Source organism: Streptomyces sp. TP-A0356 (assembly GCF_001417775.1).
Lineage (GTDB): Bacteria > Actinomycetota > Actinomycetes > Streptomycetales > Streptomycetaceae > Streptomyces.
In genome coordinates this window covers 450387-468554 of sequence record NZ_BBZJ01000013.1, presented here as the reverse complement: position 1 = coordinate 468554, position 18168 = coordinate 450387, and the positions used below count along the sequence as shown (strand labels likewise).

The 18168-nt window shown below is 69.9% G+C and carries 11 protein-coding genes and 2 tRNA genes; 11 read left to right on the top strand and 2 right to left on the bottom strand.

Annotated elements, in window-relative coordinates; all coding sequences use genetic code 11:
• Window positions 1-15 precede the first annotated feature (15 nt).
• The 4 genes from eccCa to atpF all read left to right on the top strand — a co-directional run bounded on the left by eccCa (window position 16) and on the right by atpF (window position 7330).
• Complete coding sequence (gene eccCa / locus ASC56_RS05350) at window positions 16-3993, top strand: type VII secretion protein EccCa (RefSeq protein ID WP_055490009.1); 3978 nt, start codon at window positions 16-18, stop codon at window positions 3991-3993.
• An 82-nt stretch (window positions 3994-4075) separates the two neighbouring features.
• A complete protein-coding gene (locus tag ASC56_RS05345) occupies window positions 4076-5500 on the top strand; it encodes a DUF6177 family protein (protein WP_055490008.1) in 1425 nt (474 codons plus the stop codon).
• A 516-nt stretch (window positions 5501-6016) separates the two neighbouring features.
• Window positions 6017-6211 carry a hypothetical protein gene (locus ASC56_RS05340; protein ID WP_055490007.1) on the top strand — a complete coding sequence of 65 codons (195 nt, stop codon included), beginning with the start codon at window positions 6017-6019 and terminating at the stop codon, window positions 6209-6211.
• 609 nt (window positions 6212-6820) lie between these two features.
• Entirely contained in the window at window positions 6821-7330 is a 510-nt protein-coding gene (gene atpF / locus ASC56_RS05335; RefSeq protein ID WP_055490006.1) for a F0F1 ATP synthase subunit B, read from the top strand.
• A 200-nt stretch (window positions 7331-7530) separates the two neighbouring features.
• Here atpF and ASC56_RS05330 read toward each other — a convergent pair.
• Window positions 7531-7604: transfer RNA gene (locus ASC56_RS05330), tRNA-Gly, on the bottom strand.
• Window positions 7605-7756: 152 nt separating this feature from the next.
• Here ASC56_RS05330 and ASC56_RS05325 point away from each other — a divergent pair.
• The 5 genes from ASC56_RS05325 to clpX all read left to right on the top strand — a co-directional run bounded on the left by ASC56_RS05325 (window position 7757) and on the right by clpX (window position 12765).
• Window positions 7757-7833 (top strand) — tRNA-Pro (locus ASC56_RS05325).
• 203 nt (window positions 7834-8036) lie between these two features.
• The gene (tig, locus tag ASC56_RS05320; RefSeq protein WP_055490005.1) at window positions 8037-9425 is read left to right on the top strand and encodes a trigger factor; all 1389 of its coding nucleotides are present in this window, start codon (window positions 8037-8039) and stop codon (window positions 9423-9425) included.
• A gap of 414 nt (window positions 9426-9839) precedes the next feature.
• Window positions 9840-10451 (top strand): ATP-dependent Clp protease proteolytic subunit, encoded by a 612-nt coding sequence (locus tag ASC56_RS05315; protein WP_055490184.1) that lies wholly within the window; start codon window positions 9840-9842, stop codon window positions 10449-10451.
• A 154-nt stretch (window positions 10452-10605) separates the two neighbouring features.
• Window positions 10606-11286, top strand: a complete 681-nt coding sequence (locus tag ASC56_RS05310) for an ATP-dependent Clp protease proteolytic subunit (protein ID WP_055490004.1) — start codon at window positions 10606-10608, stop codon at window positions 11284-11286.
• A gap of 192 nt (window positions 11287-11478) precedes the next feature.
• Complete coding sequence (gene clpX, locus ASC56_RS05305) at window positions 11479-12765, top strand: ATP-dependent Clp protease ATP-binding subunit ClpX (RefSeq protein ID WP_055490003.1); 1287 nt, start codon at window positions 11479-11481, stop codon at window positions 12763-12765.
• Window positions 12766-12837: 72 nt separating this feature from the next.
• Here the strand turns inward: clpX and ASC56_RS05300 are convergent, their stop codons facing one another.
• Complete coding sequence (locus ASC56_RS05300) at window positions 12838-13806, bottom strand: hypothetical protein (RefSeq protein WP_055490002.1); 969 nt, start codon at window positions 13804-13806, stop codon at window positions 12838-12840.
• A gap of 137 nt (window positions 13807-13943) precedes the next feature.
• Between ASC56_RS05300 and ASC56_RS05295 the strand changes: the two genes are divergently transcribed.
• Together ASC56_RS05295 and ASC56_RS05290 are read left to right on the top strand one after the other, a co-directional pair.
• The gene (locus ASC56_RS05295; RefSeq protein WP_055490001.1) at window positions 13944-16568 is read left to right on the top strand and encodes a valine--tRNA ligase; all 2625 of its coding nucleotides are present in this window, start codon (window positions 13944-13946) and stop codon (window positions 16566-16568) included.
• Between the two features lie 86 nt (window positions 16569-16654).
• Window positions 16655-18163: a folylpolyglutamate synthase/dihydrofolate synthase family protein gene (locus ASC56_RS05290; RefSeq protein ID WP_063784925.1), complete on the top strand. Its 1509-nt coding sequence runs from the start codon at window positions 16655-16657 to the stop codon at window positions 18161-18163.
• The last annotated feature ends 5 nt before the right edge of the window (window positions 18164-18168 follow it).

Genomic DNA, 18168 nt, shown 5'->3' with positions numbered 1-18168 from the left:
GGAGGAACACCGCACATGAGCACAAGACTGATCCACCGCCCGGCCCGCACCACCAGGCCCCCGGCGGCACCCGCACCGCGCACCATCGAGGCACCGCCCAACCTGCCCGAGGGCAAGACGGGTTCCATCGCGACCTCGCTGCTGCCCGTGGCCGGTGTGATGTCGTCCGTCGTGATGATGACCGTCGTGCGCAACAGCCAGTTCGCCGGGCTGGGCGCGATCATCCTCTTGGTCACCGTCGCCGGTTCGATGGCCATGGTCTTCTCCCAGCGCGGCAAGGCCCAGCGCACGCGCCGTACCCAGCGCGAGGCCTATCTCGCGTACCTGGAGGACCTGCGCGACGAACTGTCCAAGGAGGAGCGGGAGCGGCGCGAGACGGCCCAGGTGCTCAACCCGCCGCCGGACGCGCTGTACGACATCGTCCGCGACCCGGCGCGGCTGTGGGAGCGGCGCCGGGTGGACGGCGACTTCCTGCGCGTGCGCGTCGGCACCGGCGAGATGCCCGTACGGGATCTGAAGGTCGGCCAGCAGAGCTCTTCCGTACTCACCCCGCCCGACCAGTTCATGCTCAACGAGGCCTCCGCGCTGACGGCCCGCTTCGGCACCGGTACCGAAGTCCCGCTCACCGTCCCGCTCGACCGGGTCGGCAACATCAGCGTCATCGGCGACCGCGAGGACACCCTGCGGGTGGCCCGCGCCCTGATGGCCCAGGCCGCCGCCACGCACGCCCCGGACGACGTGGCCATGGCGCTCGCCGTGCCCGGCGACCGGCTCGCGGAGTGGGAGTGGGCCAAGTGGCTGCCGCACCTGCTCGACACCGAGCAGTTCGACGGTCCCGTCGCCGCCCGCCGTATCGCCCCCTCGCTGCCCCAGCTGGCCCGCCGGATGGGCCCCGAGCTGCGCCGCCGGGCCTCCTTCGCGGCCGAGGTGCGCCGCGGTCTGTCCGGCAAGGACGCGCTCGCCATGTCCTCCCGGCTGCTCGTCGTCACGGACGGGCACGGCGGGGACGCCGTCGACCTGCCGCGCCCCGATGACGCGGTGGGCCTGCGCGACATGGGCGTCACCGTGCTGCATCTGCTCGACCAGCGGGTGCAGGAGCCGGGCCACGTCGGCGTCCGGATCACCGTGGACGGCGACCGGATCGTCATCGAGGACCTGCGCGAGGCGGAACCGATCAGCGCGCACGGCACCGTCGACGAGGTGAGCATCCCGTTCGCCGAGGGCCTGGCCCGGATGCTCGCCCCGCTGCGGCTGTCCGCCGAGTCGATGGTGGACGCGCCGCTGACGGGCCCGGTCGACTTCGCGGAGCTGCTCGGCATCGACGACGTGGCCCACCTCGACCTGGACCGTCTGTGGGCACCGCGCGGCGAACGCGCCTTCCTCCGCGTCCCGATCGGCATCAGCGACAGCCGCGAGCCGGTCCTGCTGGACCTGAAGGAGTCCTCCGAGCTGGGCATGGGCCCGCACGGCCTGTGCGTCGGCGCCACCGGTTCCGGCAAGTCGGAACTCCTGCGCACCCTCGTGCTCGCCCTCGTCGCCACGCACCCGCCGGAGGACCTCGCCCTGGTCCTCGTCGACTACAAGGGCGGCGCCACCTTCGCCCCCTTCGCGGACCTCCCGCACGTGGCCGGTGTGATCACCAACCTGGAGAACCAGGCGGGCCTCGTCGAGCGCGTGCACGCGTCGCTCGCCGGTGAGGTCAAGCGCCGCCAGCAGGTCCTCAAGGACGCGGGCAACGTCGCCGACATCGGCCACTACGCCGCCCTGCGCGCCGAGCGGCGACCCGACCTGGAGCCGCTGCCGCACCTGTTCGTCGTCATCGACGAGTTCGGCGAACTCCTCACCGCCAAGCCGGACTTCATCGACCTTTTCCTGTCCATCGGCCGCATCGGCCGCTCCATCGGGGTGCACCTGCTGCTGTCCAGCCAGCGCATCGAGGGCGGCAAGCTCAAGGGCCTGGACACCTATCTGTCCTACCGGCTCGGTCTGCGCACCTTCTCCGCCGACGAGTCACGTACGGTGCTGGACACCACGGACGCCTTCCACCTTCCGCCACTGCCCGGCTTCGGCTACCTCAAGGTCGACACCAGCCACTACGAGCGGTTCAAGGCGAGCTACGTCTCCGGCGCCTACCGGGGTCCCGTCCAGCGTGAGACGGAGGACACCGGGCCGCTCGCCCTGGAGTACGAGGCCTTCAACACCCTCGGGCAGGCGGAGGGTTCGGGTCCGGAGGAGCCCCAGGTGCGGCGCCGGGAGACCGGGCCGACCGAGATGGGCGTCATGGTCGAGCAGATCGAGAACGCGGGCACCGGGCCCGTACGCCAGATCTGGCTGCCCCCGCTGCCCGACGCCATCGCCCTCGACAAGGTCGCGGGGCCCGTCGAGGTCGGCGCACGCGGCATGCAGCTCGCCGGGCGGAGGGGCCCTCTCCGAGTGCCGATGGGCGTTCTCGACGACCCCACCAAGCAGTGGCAGGGCCAGTGGTACCTGGACCTGACGGTCGCGGGCGGCCACGCGGCGGTCATCGGTGGCCCGCAGTCCGGCAAGACCACGCTCCTGCGCACCCTCGCCCTCTCCCTGGCGCTGACCCACACGCCCCAGGAGGTGGGCATCTACGGCCTCGACCTGGTCGGCGGCGGCCTCCAGGCCCTCGCCGGGCTCCCGCACGTCGGCGGGGTCGCGGGCCGCGCCGACCGCGAGCGCGCCGCACGCACCATCGACTCCGTGCTCGGCATGCTCGACCAGCGCGAGGAACTGTTCCGCATCCACAACATCGACTCGCTGGAGCAACTGCGGGACCTGCGCGCGGCGGGCCGGCTGCCCGAGCTGGCCTCCACCGAGATCGTGCTGCTCATCGACGGCTTCGGCGCTCTGCGCGACGACTTCGAGGAACTGGACGACGCCGTCGTCGACATCCTCAAGCGGGGAGGCGGCTACGGCATCCACGTCGTCGCCGGCATGCTGCGCTGGAACGACGTGCGCATCGCCACCCAGTCCCAGTTCGGCACCCGCGTCGAGCTGCGGCTGAACGACCCCGGCGAGTCCAGCATCGAGCGCAAGCTCGCCCAGACGCTCGCGCCCGAGGAGAAGGGCCGCGTCCTCACCGACGGCAAGCTGTTCGCCCAGGTCGCGCTGCCCCGCACGGACGGTCTCGCCGACACCGCGGACCTCGGCGCGGTCCTGGAGCGCACCGCCCGTACGATTCGCGCCACCTGGACCGGCGACGTCGCCCAGCCCGTCCGCGTGCTGCCGCACGTCCTGGAGCCCCAGCTGCTCCCGGGCCCGGTGGCCGAACCGCGCCGGGTCCCCATCGGCCTCGACCAGAACCGACTGGCACCCGTCCTGCTCGACCTGTTCGAACACGACCAGCACCTGCTGATCATGGGCGACAGCGAGTGCGGCAAGACCAACCTGCTGAAGGTCATCGCGAACGGCCTCATCGAGCGCTACGGCGAGGACGAGCTGGTCTTCGGGATCATGGACCCGCGCCGCGGGCTGCGCGGCGCGATCCCGGAGGAGTACCGCGGCGGCTACGCCTACAACTCCAAGCTGGCCGGGGCCCTGTCGGCCGGCATCGCGGGCGAGCTGGAGAAGCGGCTGCCCGACGAGAGCGCGGACAGCGAGGACCTGGAGCCGGGCAGTTGGGGCACGGGCCCGCGGATCGTGATCCTGGTCGACGACTACGACGTCCTCACGACCGCCGGGCAGCAGCCGCTGGCCCCCTTCCTGCCCTACATCCCCTCGGCCGTCGACATCGGCCTCCACTTCATCGTCACCCGCCGCGTCGCGGGCGCCTCCCGCGGCCTGTACGAGCCGCTGCTGCAGGGCCTGCGCGAATCGGGCGCCTCGGCGCTGGTGATGGCGGGCGACCGCAGCGAGGGCCAGCTCTTCCCCGGCGTGTACGCCACCCAGCAGCCGTCGGGGCGCGGGGTGCTGGTGCGCCGGGGCGAGCCGAACCGGCTGATCCAGACCGTGTACGCGGGGCCCCGGTGAACCGGACGTCTCCTGCGGGGGATCCGGGACAGCACCGGCGTACGACACCAGAACCGAACAGCACGAAGGACCGGCCGACCCCATGACCAAGGACGTCATCGCCCTCACCCGGAAGATGCCCGACCCGCTGAGCGTGATCGCGGGTCTGCTCTCCGGCGGCCCGGACAAGCTGGTGGGAACGGAGGGCGACGGGGCGGTCGTGCAGCTCTGTGACGAACAGGGGCGCCCGCTCGTCTCGGTCGAGGCGCCGCTGCTGGTGCAGGTGCGCGGCGAGGCCGAGCGTCTGCTCGGGGCCACGGAACCGCCCGTGCCGTACTGGTGGACCGAGGCCCGGGCCACCACCGGGGTGAAGGAGGCCGAACAGCTCGCGGGCACCTTCGCGGCGCGCCTGGCCACGCTGGTCGGCGGCACCGCCTGGCCGCCGGCGGCCGCGACGTCCCTGGCCGTGGTGAAGACCGACGGGGTGAGCGCGGTGCCGACGCCCGCCGCGGCGCAGCCCGCCGTGGACGTGCTCACCGACAAGGTCGCCGTCGTCATCCAGGACCGCCCGGTCGTCGCGATGACGGCGTGGCTCTCGGACGCCCTGCGCGCCGCGGCCGACGCCGAGCTGGGTCTGCAGATCGTCACCCCCGCGGGCACCCGCCTCTCGCCCGCAGTCCGCAACAGCCTGCCGGGCTGGCCCTGCCGCTGGGTCGTGCAGGACGAGAAGGACGGCTACTACGACGGGCTCTCCGGGGCCGTACTGGAGTGGAACAACGGCCTGTTCGTGACGGTCGAGTCCGCGGAGGCGACGCCGCAGGACCCGCGCACTCCGGTGGCGGACTCCTTCAAGAAGGACATCCGGGACGACGGGGAGCGCCAACTGGCGATCTCCTACCGGGCGATCCACCCGGCCGACGACCGCCTGGTACTGGGCGGCGCCCTGGAAGCCGTGTGGCGCGAGATCACCGGTGAGCCGCCGGCGGGCTGGGGCACCGAGGAGCCGGCCAACCTGCCCTGGTCGCTGCGGCAGGTGACGGACGTGGCACACGAGCGCTCGCCCGCCCCGACCTGGCTGGTGGTCGTCGGCACGCCCGAGCGTCCGGGGCTCGCGACGGTCCGTGTCAGCCGTACGGAGGGCGGGATCGAGGAGGACGTGACGCTGGCGTTCGGCTACGGGCCGGGGGAGGAGGTGCCCACGGACGCGGTGCGGGCGGCCGCCGAGGTGCTGGCCATGCGGCACGACCTCCAGTCGATGCTGGTCCAGATCCGCAAGGCCCGCCGCGACCTGTCGGTCCCGCCGCGGTTCGAGGGTCCGGGCGTCCCGTTCGCGTTCGTCCTCGGCGCGGAGGAGGTCCGGGCGATGCCGGGCGACAGGGCCCGCCGCACACCGCTGTCGCAGGCCCCGGTCCCCCTGGGACCGAAGACCCGCCCGGCGCTGTACTACCCGCTGCCGGGAGACCCGGGGGACCTGTCGGGATGGCAGGACTTCGAGAGGCTGATCCGCCACCTGAAGGGCGCCGCGTAACGGGCGACGCCAGGGCCTTGTCCCGGCGTAATCCCTTGCTCAGCATCGCGGTTAACGCGTGCGCTGTCCCTCGGGGGAGGAAGTCGGCATTGCCGGGGCATGTTCTCGCGCACATGGACGATCGCGCCGATTCTCCCGCCCCACACGGTCGTTCACGGTCGTTGTGTCCGCATTGATCCCGACCAAAGGGTGCATAACGTTCGCGGGCGACTCTGGCGGAACGTCCGGTCGAAGGGCGTTGTCGAGAGAATTCCCACTACCTGCGGACGTGATGTGTGGGCATGGAAACCATCGCTGTCACATTCCTGTCCGGAACCGCCCAAATGCCGTGCGGAAACAGGGGGTTCAAGGGAGCCCGACCACCTGGCCGCTGCGGTCCGTGCGACCGAGGTGGTCGACGATGCCTCACCGGTCGCATACGGCGGGCCCGTTGGTGGCACGATGGTTCTGGCGGGGGTGCGCAGGGGATGGCGCCCCCGGGCCGGGAGAGCGGACCGACCGAGGGTGTGATCAGTTGTGGCCATTTCGCTGTCAGTGGTGCTGCTTTTGGCGATCATCTTGGTGGTGTTGATGCGAGGGGGCTCGATCAAGGCCGGTCCGGCGATCGTGGCGATCCTCTTCGGCTTCTTCCTCGCTTCCACCGGCATGGCTCCGTCCATCAACCGGTTCCTCAGTTCCATAGCGCAGACGATCAACTCGATCGGCTTCTGACCGGCTCGTCCGTGCCCGCCGACGGTGGAAGGCGTGCGAAGGATGTCCGCCGCGCGACGCGAACCCGGCGACGTGAACCCGGCGAGACGGACCCGGCGACGCGAACCCGGTGGAGGCGGCCGGTCGCCGTATCGAGGACCGCCTGCGCAAGGGCGGCATGAGCATGATCGCCCAGTGGCGCCGACACGCGCGCCGCTGCGCGCGATCACGGGCGCGGCCGTCACCCATCGCACGGTCCGGTCATCCGTGCGCGATCAAGGCTCCCGCACCCGATCCAGGGCCCGCGCCGGGGGCTCCCGGAAACGATCAGGGCCAGGCGGGGGAATGACCTCCGACCTGGCCCTGAGCCGTATGGAGCGGGCGACGGGAATCGAACCCGCGTAGCTCGTTTGGAAGACGGCGTATGCGGGTCCCGGCCGACCTGCGAAGTCCCTGCCCTGGTCCGGAGCGTGGTCGCCGCCGCTGTTCCCCGTCAGCCCCTGCCACGATCCGACGGAACGGGCACGCAACGGGCACGCGGGCCGTCAGTCATCCGATGCCCACCAGATGGGAGCAAGCTATTACTTGAAGTGCTCCTCAACGTGCAGGTGGCTCCCATACGATCTTGGCATGGGCATTCTGATACCTGGGCTCGCGCCGACAGTCGTGTGCGTGGTGACCTTCGCTGTGGTCTTCGTCTCTGTGACCAAGGTTCTTTTGCCGCGCGTCAACAAGGTCCTCGATGAGCGGAAGGGCGCAATCGAGGGCCAGGTGGAACGTGCTGAACAGTTGACGATGGAGGCGGGTGAAGTCCTCGCCGAGTATCGCGAGGAGCTGGCTGAGGCCCGACACGAGGCGGCCCGCCTGCGTCAGGGGGCTTTGGAGCAGGGCAGGCAACTGATCGCCGAGATTCGTGCTGAGGGCCTGCGGGAACGCGAGGCGATGATTGCGGAGGCTCAGGCGCAGCTCGCGGCCGATCTGGTCATTGCGGAGACGGAGCTACGGGGAGACATCGTGTCGTTGGCTACGGAGTTGGCCGGCCGGGTAGTCGGCGAGCCTCTCGAAAGTGCCGCCAACAGCGAGATCGTGGACCGCTTCTTCTCAGACCTCGATGCTCGGAGCGCGGCAGGCTTGCAGTAGTCCCTGAGCCTGCTGCTGCTTTCCCACCTCAACCCACCACTCTCCCCAGCTCCCATCCCGTCTGCCGTCGACCCACACACCGTGGAAGAAACAAGATCGAAAGCCCAAGGGGCGACGCGGGGGACACGGAGGGCTGATCGGAGCCCCCGGAAACGATCAGGGCCAGGTGGGGGAATGATCCTCCGACCTGGCCCTGAGTATGGAGCGGGCGACGGGAATCGAACCCGCGTAGCTAGTTTGGAAGACTAGGGCTCTACCATTGAGCTACGCCCGCAACAGGACGCGCCGCAGGTCCCTGACCGCGGCACAGGAGGCATCGTAGCGGGTCGTCCGCCTCGTAGGCCAACGCGTTGTTCCGCGCGCCCACCCATGAACAAAGCGGCCGACGCAGCCGGTCCGGGCATGTACCCTACGTGTCGCACCAGACGGGGTGTGGCGCAGCTTGGTAGCGCGTCCGCTTTGGGAGCGGAAGGCCGTGGGTTCAAATCCCGCCACCCCGACCACCGGCCGGCGCCTGCCGGGCGCCGGCTCGCGTGATCGCCTTTTGGGGCGCTGAGCGGCTGCGGTTACTATGCAAGCTGCGCGCCCGTGTGTCTGCACTGCCATGTCTCTCAGGCAGGGGCCCGCTGATCCGCCGAAGGCCCGCCCCTCCCGGGCGGAGCATCTCGGCAGAACCCCAAGAAGTCAGCCACAAGGAGACCGAACCGTGAAGAGCGCCGTGGAGACCCTGAACCCGACCCGGGTTCGGCTCACTGTTGAGGTGCCCTTCGAGGAGCTCAAGGACAGCCTCGACGCGGCGTACAAGAAGATCAACCAGCAGGTCACGGTGAAGGGCTTCCGCAAGGGCAAGATCCCGGCCCGGGTCATCGACCAGCGGTTCGGCCGTGGCGCCGTGCTGGAGGAGGCCGTCAACGACGCGCTCCCGAAGCTGTACACCGAGGCGGTCAACGAGGCCGAGCTGAACCCGCTGGGCCAGCCGGAGGTCGACATCACCGAGCTGAAGGACAACGAGCTGCTGTCCTTCACCGCCGAGGTCGACATCCGCCCGACCATCGAGATCCCGGACTACTCCGGCATCGAGGTCGAGGTCGACGCCGTCGAGGTGACGGACGAGGACATCGAGAAGTCGGTCGAGCAGCTGCGTGAGCGCTTCGCGTCGACCACCCCGGTGGAGCGCGCCGCCGAGGACGGCGACGTCGTCACCATCGACCTGGAGGCCAAGGTCGACGGCGAGGTCCTGGAGGACGGCGTCGCGAGCGGCGTCTCCTACACCATCGGCTCCGGCGAGCTGCTGGACGGCATCGACGACGCCGTGAAGGGCCTGTCGGCCGGCGAGGAGGCCACCTTCACCTCCGAGCTCAAGGGCGGCTCGGCGGCCGGCCAGGAGGCCGAGGTGACGGTCAAGGTCACCCAGGTCGCCTCCCGGGAACTGCCGGAGCTGGACGACGAGTTCGCCCAGCTCGCGTCCGAGTTCGACACGCTGGAGGAGCTGAAGGCGGACAGCCGCAAGCGCCTTCGGAACATGAAGCAGTACGACCAGGCCACGCAGGCCCAGGAGCGCGTCCTGGACGAGCTGCTGGAGCTGGTCGAGGTCCCGATCCCCGAGAAGCTCCTCGAGGACGAGATCAACACGCGCAAGCACAACCTTGAGCACCACCAGCTCGGCCAGATGGGTCTGACCCTCGACCGGTACCTGGAGATCCAGGGCAAGACGGCCGAGGAGTTCGAGACCGAGACGCGCGAGGCCGCGATCAAGGGCATCAAGACCCAGTTCGTCCTCGACGAGCTGGTCAACAAGGAGAAGCTGAACGTCAACCAGGAGGAGCTGACCGAGCACCTCATGCGACGCGCCGCCTCCTCCGGCATGTCCCCCGACCAGTTCGCCCAGGCGGTCGTCGAGGGCGGCCAGGTTCCGATGCTGGTCGGCGAGGTCGCCCGCGGCAAGGCCCTCGCGGTGGTCGTCGAGGCCGCCACCGTCAAGGACACCAACGGCGAGATCGTCGACCTGGACGACGAGGACGAGACGGAGGCCGAGACGGCGGAGGGCTCCGCCGAGGCCACCGAGCAGGACGCCGAGGAGAAGCCGGAGGCGTAACCCCTCCGGCACACCGGTCACCGACGGGCCCCGGGGCGCACGGCGCGTCCCGGGGCCCGTCGCCGTCGGCGATGCCGCGCCGTGCGGGGGCGCGGTTCCACGCCACCAGCCGCGGACGACCGGAGGCGACCCGCCGCCGTCGGAGCTACGGTGATCTCACGGGCGTCCGGGGTGCGGCGACATGACCGCCGTCGGCCCCCGGGCACCGCGCAGCCAACCTCCATGCGCTGACAGCGAACACCCGCAGAAGCGGGATGGCACCCGACTGCCTGCGCGTTAGGGTCCATGAATACGAGGGCAGGGGAGTCCCCGAAGCCGCCCCGCGGCGGCCGCGCGGGGTCCCACGCCCCAGCAGAACACGTGAGACGGCCCCGCGCCGTCGTAAGACGAGCAGGTGGATACGTGACGAATCTGATGCCCTCCGCCGCCGGCGAGCCTTCCATCGGTGGCGGCCTCGGTGACCAGGTCTACAGCCGGCTGCTCAACGAGCGGATCATCTTCCTCGGCCAGCCGGTCGACGACGACATCGCCAACCGGATCACCGCACAGCTGCTGCTCCTTGCCGCCGACCCGGACAAGGACATTTACCTGTACATCAACAGCCCCGGTGGTTCCATCACGGCCGGCATGGCGATCTACGACACCATGCAGTACATCAAGAACGACGTGGTGACGATCGCCATGGGCATGGCGGCCTCCATGGGACAGTTCCTGCTCAGCGCCGGCACCCCGGGCAAGCGCTTCGCCCTGCCCAACGCCGAGATCCTGATCCACCAGCCCTCGGCAGGTCTCGCCGGTTCCGCGTCGGACATCAAGATCCACGCCGAGCGGCTGCTGCACACCAAGAAGCGCATGGCCGAGCTCACCGCCTTCCACACCGGTCAGCCGGTCGAGCAGATCACCCGCGACTCCGACCGCGACCGCTGGTTCGACGCCGAGGAGGCCAAGGTGTACGGCCTGATCGACGAGGTCATGACCACCGCTGCCGGCGTACCGGGCGGCGGAGGCACCGGGGCGGGCTCGTAAGGGCTCACCGGGCCCCGTACGGCCGGTAGAGCCCCAAGGCGGCACCGGGCCCACACCGGCCGGTCAGCCCCGCGAGGGCTCCACCGGGCCCCGTAGAGCCCTCCATGCCCCTCCAGCCCCTCAGCCACCGCCCCAGCCCCTTTCAGGAGACACCGTGAACGACTTCCCCGGCAGCGGCCTCTACGGCCGTGCGCGCGCCGAGTACACCGGCCCGTCCGCCGAGTCCCGCTACGTCATCCCGCGCTTCGTGGAGCGCACCTCGCAGGGCATCCGCGAGTACGACCCGTACGCGAAGCTCTTCGAGGAGCGCGTGATCTTCCTGGGCGTCCAGATCGACGACGCCTCCGCCAACGACGTCATGGCGCAGCTGCTGTGCCTGGAGTCGATGGACCCCGACCGTGACATCTCGGTCTACATCAACAGCCCCGGCGGCTCGTTCACCGCGCTCACGGCCATCTACGACACGATGCAGTTCGTGAAGCCGGACATCCAGACGGTCTGCATGGGCCAGGCCGCCTCCGCCGCCGCGGTCCTGCTGGCCGCGGGCACCCCGGGCAAGCGCATGGCGCTCCCCAACGCGCGTGTGCTGATCCACCAGCCGTACAGCGAGACGGGCCGCGGCCAGGTCTCCGACCTGGAGATCGCGGCCAACGAGATCCTCCGGATGCGCTCGCAGCTGGAGGAGATGCTCGCCAAGCACTCGAACACGCCGATCGAGAAGATCCGTGAGGACATCGAGCGCGACAAGATCCTGACGGCCGAGGACGCGCTGGCGTACGGCCTGATCGACGAGATCATCTCGACCCGGAAGATGAACAACGCAGCGGTCCGCTGACGCGAATCCACCGGATTCGCCGATCGGATCTGTATCGTCTGCCGCTCCTTGGCACGGTTGACTCGGTGCACGTCAAAGTGAACCGTGCCAAGGGGGGCCCGAACGGGGGGCCCGGCAAGGTACCGTCGGACATAAGGCAGCACCAGGAGCCGCTGGATCCAAGGCGTCTCCCAGGCGAAGGGGAAGCACACCGTGGCACGCATCGGTGACGGCGGCGATCTGCTCAAGTGCTCGTTCTGCGGCAAGAGCCAGAAGCAGGTCAAGAAGCTCATCGCAGGCCCCGGTGTGTACATCTGCGACGAGTGCATCGATCTCTGCAACGAGATCATCGAGGAGGAGCTCGCGGAGACGAGCGAGGTGCGCTGGGAGGAACTCCCCAAGCCCCGCGAGATCTACGAGTTCCTGGAGGGGTACGTCGTCGGTCAGGAGGCCGCGAAGAAGGCCCTGTCCGTGGCGGTGTACAACCACTACAAGCGGGTGCAGGCCGGTGAGAACGGCGGCGCCCAAGGCCGTGACGACGCCATCGAGTTGGCGAAGTCGAACATCCTGCTGCTGGGCCCGACGGGCTCCGGCAAGACGCTCCTCGCGCAGACCCTGGCCCGCATGCTGAACGTCCCGTTCGCCATCGCCGACGCGACGGCGCTGACGGAGGCGGGGTACGTGGGCGAGGACGTCGAGAACATCCTGCTGAAACTGATCCAGGCGGCCGACTACGACGTCAAGAAGGCCGAGACGGGCATCATCTACATCGACGAGATCGACAAGGTGGCCCGGAAGAGCGAGAATCCGTCGATCACGCGGGACGTCTCGGGCGAGGGCGTCCAGCAGGCGCTGCTGAAGATCCTGGAAGGCACGACGGCCTCGGTCCCGCCGCAGGGCGGCCGCAAGCACCCGCACCAGGAGTTCATCCAGATCGACACGACGAACGTGTTGTTCATCGTGGGCGGAGCGTTCTCGGGCCTGGAGAAGATCATCGAGGCGCGTGCGGGCGCGAAGGGCATCGGCTTCGGCGCCACGATCCGCTCCAAGCGCGAGCTGGAGTCCAAGGACCAGTTCGAGGACGTGATGCCCGAGGACCTGGTGAAGTTCGGGATGATCCCGGAGTTCATCGGCCGCCTTCCGGTGATCACCTCGGTCCACAACCTCGACCGCAAGGCCCTCCTGCAGATCCTCGTCGAGCCGCGCAACGCGCTGGTGAAGCAGTACCAGCGCCTCTTCGAACTCGACGGTGTGGAACTGGACTTCGAGCGCGAGGCCCTGGAGGCCATCGCGGACCAGGCGATCCTCCGTCAGACGGGCGCCCGGGGCCTGCGCGCCATCATGGAGGAGGTCCTCCAGGCGGTGATGTACGAGGTCCCGTCCCGCAAGGACGTGGCCCGGGTCGTCATCACGGCGGACGTGGTCCTGTCGAACGTGAACCCGACGCTCATCCCGCGGGACGCCCGCGGGCGTGGGACGGGGGAGCAGAAGACGGCGTGACCGCGCCCACACAGCAGGAAGCGCCCGGCACCGAGAAGTGCCGGGCGCTTCGCCGTCGGGCCGCCGCGTCCACTACTTCTTGACGCGGACCTCCTTGCGGACCTTGGTGGTCACGTCGATCGCCGTGTCCTTGGAGACGTCCCCGGTGTTGTCGCCGGGGGAGACCATGGCCAGGGTGCTGTAGTCCGCCCAGGCGCAGAACCAGTCCGTCTTCTCCTTCTTGGTCACCGCGTTCGTGCCCTTGGCGGCCTGGCACTTCATCACCGCGCCGTCGAGGCTCGCCGACTCGGGCTCGCCGATCAGCTGGGTCTTCTGGCCCGTGCTGCTGCTCGACGAGCTGTCCTGGGTCGACTTCTTGATGGAGGCGAAGAACTTGTCCAGAGCGGCGCCGGGGTCGGCGATCTCGCCGTAGCCGCCGACGAAGGTGATGCCCTTGGCCGTCGCGAGCTCCGCCGCGCTGGGCGCGGTGGACGGGTCCTGCGGGTTGTAGTTGCTGAGGTTGGCGGTGGAGTACACCCCGAAGACGGCCGTGCCGTTCTTCACGCCGCTGGCCTCCAGGTCCTTCACGGTCGACGCGTCATTGGCGGTCGCACCGTCCTTGGTGACCCTGCTGTAGTTGCCCAGGAGCTTCGCCGGCGTCGTCAGCGTGTGCGGACCGTCGTTCGAGAGGCCCGATCCCCCGCCCCCGCCGATCACGAAGTAGGCGCCGACCGCGATCGCCGCCACGACGGCCACCGCGCCGATCACGAGCCCCGTCTTCTTCTTGCCGCCGTCCGGCGCCGGCGGCTGCGGGACGCCGTAGGGCTGCTGGCCGTACGGAGGCTGGCCGTAGGGAGGCTGCTGCTGGCCGTACGGGTTCTGCTGCGGAGGGACGCCCTGGGGAGCCTGCTGCGGGTAGCCGTAGCCGGGCTGCGGGGCCTGCTGTGGGTAGCCGTAGCCGGGCGGGGGGGCCTGCGGCGGCTGGCCGTAGGGGCCCGGCTGACCGTACGGTCCGGGCTGCTGGGGCTGCCCGCCGTACGGGCCCGGCTGGTTGTAGCTCATGTTCTGGGTTCCCCTCCAGATGCTTATGTGTTCCTGACATCCTGGCGCAAGTGCGGGAACACCGGGTCGTCGGGGGGTTCGCCGTTACCAAAGAATCGCGTTTCGGGACGGGCCCGTGACACCCCTAAACTGAGCCCGTGACCGAGAACGCTCAGCAGCAGCCATCAGCGCCCGAGACCGAACTGCCGACCCAGTACGCGCCGGCCGACGTGGAGGGGCCGCTGTACGAGCGCTGGGTGGAGCGGGGTTACTTCGAGGCCGACGAGAAGAGCGACAAGCCGCCCTACACGATCGTCATCCCGCCGCCGAACGTCACCGGCAGCCTGCACCTCGGGCACGCCTTCGAGCACACCCTCATCGACGCCCTCACCCGCCGCAAGCGCATGCAGGGCCATGAGACGCTGTGGCAGCCGGGCATGGACCACGCCGGTATCGCCACGCAGAACGTCGTCGAGCGGGAACTCGCCAAGGAGGGCAAGTCCCGGCACGACCTCGGCCGCGAGGCCTTCGTCGAGCGCGTCTGGCAGTGGAAGGCCGAGTCCGGCGGTCAGATCTCCGGGCAGATGAGGCGCCTGGGAGACGGTGTCGCCTGGTCCCGTGAGCGCTTCACCATGGACGAGGGCCTGTCCAAGGCCGTCCAGACCATCTTCAAACGGCTGTACGACGACGAGCTCATCTACCGCGCCGAGCGCATCATCAACTGGTGCCCGCGCTGTCTGACGGCGATCTCGGACATCGAGGTCGAGTACCAGGACGACGACGGAGAGCTCGTCTCCATGAAGTACGGCGAGGGCGACGACAGCCTCGTCGTCGCCACGACCCGTGCCGAGACCATGCTCGGCGACACCGCGGTCGCCGTCCACCCGGACGACGAGCGCTACAAGCACCTGGTCGGCAAGCTCATCAAGCTGCCGCTCACCGCCCGGTCCATCCCCGTCGTCGCCGACACCCACGTCGACCCCGCGTTCGGTACCGGTGCCGTCAAGGTCACCCCGGCCCACGACCCGAACGACTTCGAGATCGGCCAGCGCCACGACCTGCCGGCCATCACGGTCATGGACGAGCACGCCGTCATCACGGTCCCCGGCCCCTTCCAGGGCCTGGACCGCCTGGAGGCCCGCTCCGCCATCGTGGGCGCCCTGCGCGCCGAGGGCCGGATCGTCGCCGAGAAGCGGCCCTACCTCCACTCGGTCGGCCACTGCTCCCGCTGCAAGACCACGATCGAGCCGCGTCTGTCCATGCAGTGGTGGGTCAAGGTCGGCCCGCTCGCGAAGGCCGCCGGTGACGCGGTCCGCGAGGGCAAGGTCAAGATCCACCCGCAGGAGATGGAGAAGCGCTACTTCGACTGGGTCGACAACCTGCACGACTGGTGCATCTCGCGTCAGTTGTGGTGGGGTCACCGCATCCCGGTCTGGTACGGCCCGAACGGCGAGGTCGTCTGTGTCGGCCCGGACGAGGAGCCCCCGGCCGGCGAGGGCTGGCGTCAGGACACCGACGTCCTCGACACCTGGTTCTCCTCCGGCCTGTGGCCCTTCTCCACGCTGGGCTGGCCCGAGCAGACCGAGAGCCTGAAGAAGTTCTATCCGAACTCCGTCCTGGTCACCGGCTACGACATCCTCTTCTTCTGGGTCGCCCGGATGATGATGTTCGGCCTGTACGCGATGGACGGCACCCCGCCGTTCCACACCATCGCCCTGCACGGCATGGTCCGCGACCAGTTCGGCAAGAAGATGTCGAAGTCCTTCGGCAACGCGGTCAACCCGCTGGACTGGATGGACAAGTACGGCTCCGACGCGCTCCGCTTCACCCTCGCGCGCGGTGCCAACCCGGGCGTCGACGTGCCGATCGGCGAGGACTGGGTCCAGGGCTCCCGCAACTTCGCCAACAAGATCTGGAACGCCACGCGCTTCGCGCTGATGAACGGCGCGACGGTCGAGGGCCCGCTGCCGGACGCGTCGAAGATGTCGGCGACGGACCGCTGGATCCTCTCCCGCCTGGGCTCGGTCGTCGCCGAAGTCGACGCGTACTACGACGACTTCCAGTTCGCGAAGCTGTCCGACGCCCTCTTCCACTTCGCCTGGGACGAGGTCTTCGACTGGTACGTCGAGCTGTCCAAGACCACCTTCCAGGCGGGCGGCGAGGCGGCCGAGGTCAGCAAGCGCGTCCTCGGCGAGGTCCTGGACGTCACGCTGAAGCTGCTGCACCCGGTGGTCCCGTTCGTCACGGAGACGCTGTGGACCACCCTCACGGGCGGTGAGTCCCTCGTCATCGCGGACTGGCCGACGGACAGTGGCTTCCGGGACCCGGCCGCCGAGAAGGAGATCGAGACCCTCCAGTCGGTGATCACCGAGGTCCGCCGCTTCCGTGCCGACCAGGGCCTGCAGCCCGGCCAGCGGGTCCCGGCCCGGCTGACGCTGGACGGCACGGCGCTCGCCCCGCACGAGGCGGCCATCCGTCAGCTGCTGCGTCTGCAGCCGGAGGGCGAGGGCTTCACGGCGACGGCGACCCTCCCGGTCGCGGGCGCCACGGTCGCGCTGGACCTGTCCGGCACGATCGACGTGGCGGCGGAGCGCAAGCGGCTCGCCAAGGATCTGGCCGCGGCCGAGAAGGAGAAGTCCCAGGCCACCGCCAAGCTGGGCAACGAGGCGTTCCTGGCGAAGGCCCCGGACCACGTCGTGGAGAAGATCCGCACGCGGCTCGCCAAGGCGGACGAGGACATCGCACGCATCCAGGCCCAGCTGGACCGCCTGCCCGCCGCGTAGCCGAGACGGCGACCGAAGGCCCCCGGGACCTCATGGCTCCGGGGGCCTTCGCCCACCTTGTCACCGGTCCTCCGTAGACTGGCCTCGTGAGTGATCTGCACCCGCGCGACCCCAATGAGAGCGATCCCTTCGAAGAGATCGTCGAGGCCGAGACCGACCGCGACCCCGATCTCGCGGTGATCGAGGCCGGCAGCCGTACCCTGCGGACGCAGGGCGGGCGGCCGCAGGCAGACGTGCCCGCGCGGCCCGCCGACCCCGAGGCCGAGCAGGCGCTGCGGGCGGTCGAGGCCGAGCTGGCCACGCGTTGGGGCGAGACCAAGCTGGAGCCGTCCGTCAGCCGTATCGCGGCGCTGATGGACGTCCTCGGGGAGCCGCAGCGGTCGTATCCCTCCATCCACATCACGGGCACCAACGGCAAGACCTCCACCGCCCGCATGATCGAGGCCCTCCTGGGCGCCTTCGAACTGCGCACCGGGCGGTACACGAGCCCCCACGTCCAGTCGATCACCGAGCGGATCAGCCTCGACGGCGCGCCCATCTCCGCCGAGCGCTTCGTCGAGACGTACGAGGACATCAAGCCGTACGTCGAGATGGTCGACTCCCAGCAGGAGTACCGGCTCTCGTTCTTCGAGGTGCTCACGGGCATGGCGTACGCCGCCTTCGCGGACGCGCCCGTGGACGTGGCCGTCGTCGAGGTCGGCATGGGCGGCAGCTGGGACGCCACGAACGTGATCGACGGGGACGTCGCCGTCGTCACCCCCATCGATCTCGACCACACCGACCGGCTCGGCGGTACGCCCGGCGAGATCGCCCAGGAGAAGGCCGGCATCGTCAAGCAGGACGCCACGGTCATCCTGGCCCAGCAGCCGGTCGACGCGGCCCAGGTGCTGCTGAAGAAGGCCGTGGAGGTGGACGCGACCGTGGCCCGCGAGGGCCTGGAGTTCGGGGTCGTCTCCCGGCAGGTCGCCGTCGGCGGCCAGCTCCTGACCCTGCGCGGTCTCGGCGGCGAGTACGAGGAGGTCTACCTCCCGCTGCACGGCGCCTACCAGGCGCACAACGCCGCCGTCGCGCTCGCCGCGGTCGAGGCGTTCTTCGGCGTCGGCTCCCAGCGGCCCGAGTCGCTGGACGCGGACACGGTCCGCAAGGCCTTCGCCTCGGTGTCGTCCCCGGGCCGTCTGGAGGTCGTACGGCGCTCCCCGACGGTCGTCCTGGATGCCGCCCACAACCCGGCGGGCGCCCGCGCCACCGCCGAGGCCGTGAGCGAGGCCTTCGACTTCAGCCGGCTGATCGGCGTCGTCGGTGCCAGCGCCGACAAGAACGTACGGGGCATGCTGGAGGCCTTCGAGCCGATCTTCGCCGAGGTCGTTGTCACCCGGAACTCCAGCCACCGCGCGATGGACGCCGACGAGCTGGCCGCGATCGCCGTGGAGGTCTTCGGCGAGGAGCGCGTCCAGGTCGAGCCGAGGCTGCCCGACGCCCTGGAGGCCGCGATCACGCTCGCCGAGGAGGAGGGGGAGTACGCGGGCGCCGCCGTGCTCGTCACCGGCTCCGTCATCACCGTCGGCGAGGCCCGACTGCTCCTGGGGAAGGGCTGACGTCC

Excerpts from the sequence above, each read along its gene's own strand:
- eccCa (WP_055490009.1), top strand. The coding sequence starts at position 16 with ATGAGCACAAGACTGATCCACCGCCCGGCCCGCACCACCAGGCCCCCG.
- ASC56_RS05345 (WP_055490008.1), top strand. The coding sequence starts at position 4,076 with ATGACCAAGGACGTCATCGCCCTCACCCGGAAGATGCCCGACCCGCTG.
- atpF (WP_055490006.1), top strand. The coding sequence starts at position 6,821 with ATGGGCATTCTGATACCTGGGCTCGCGCCGACAGTCGTGTGCGTGGTG.
- ASC56_RS05315 (WP_055490184.1), top strand. The coding sequence starts at position 9,840 with ATGCCCTCCGCCGCCGGCGAGCCTTCCATCGGTGGCGGCCTCGGTGAC.
- ASC56_RS05300 (WP_055490002.1), bottom strand. The coding sequence starts at position 13,806 with ATGAGCTACAACCAGCCGGGCCCGTACGGCGGGCAGCCCCAGCAGCCC.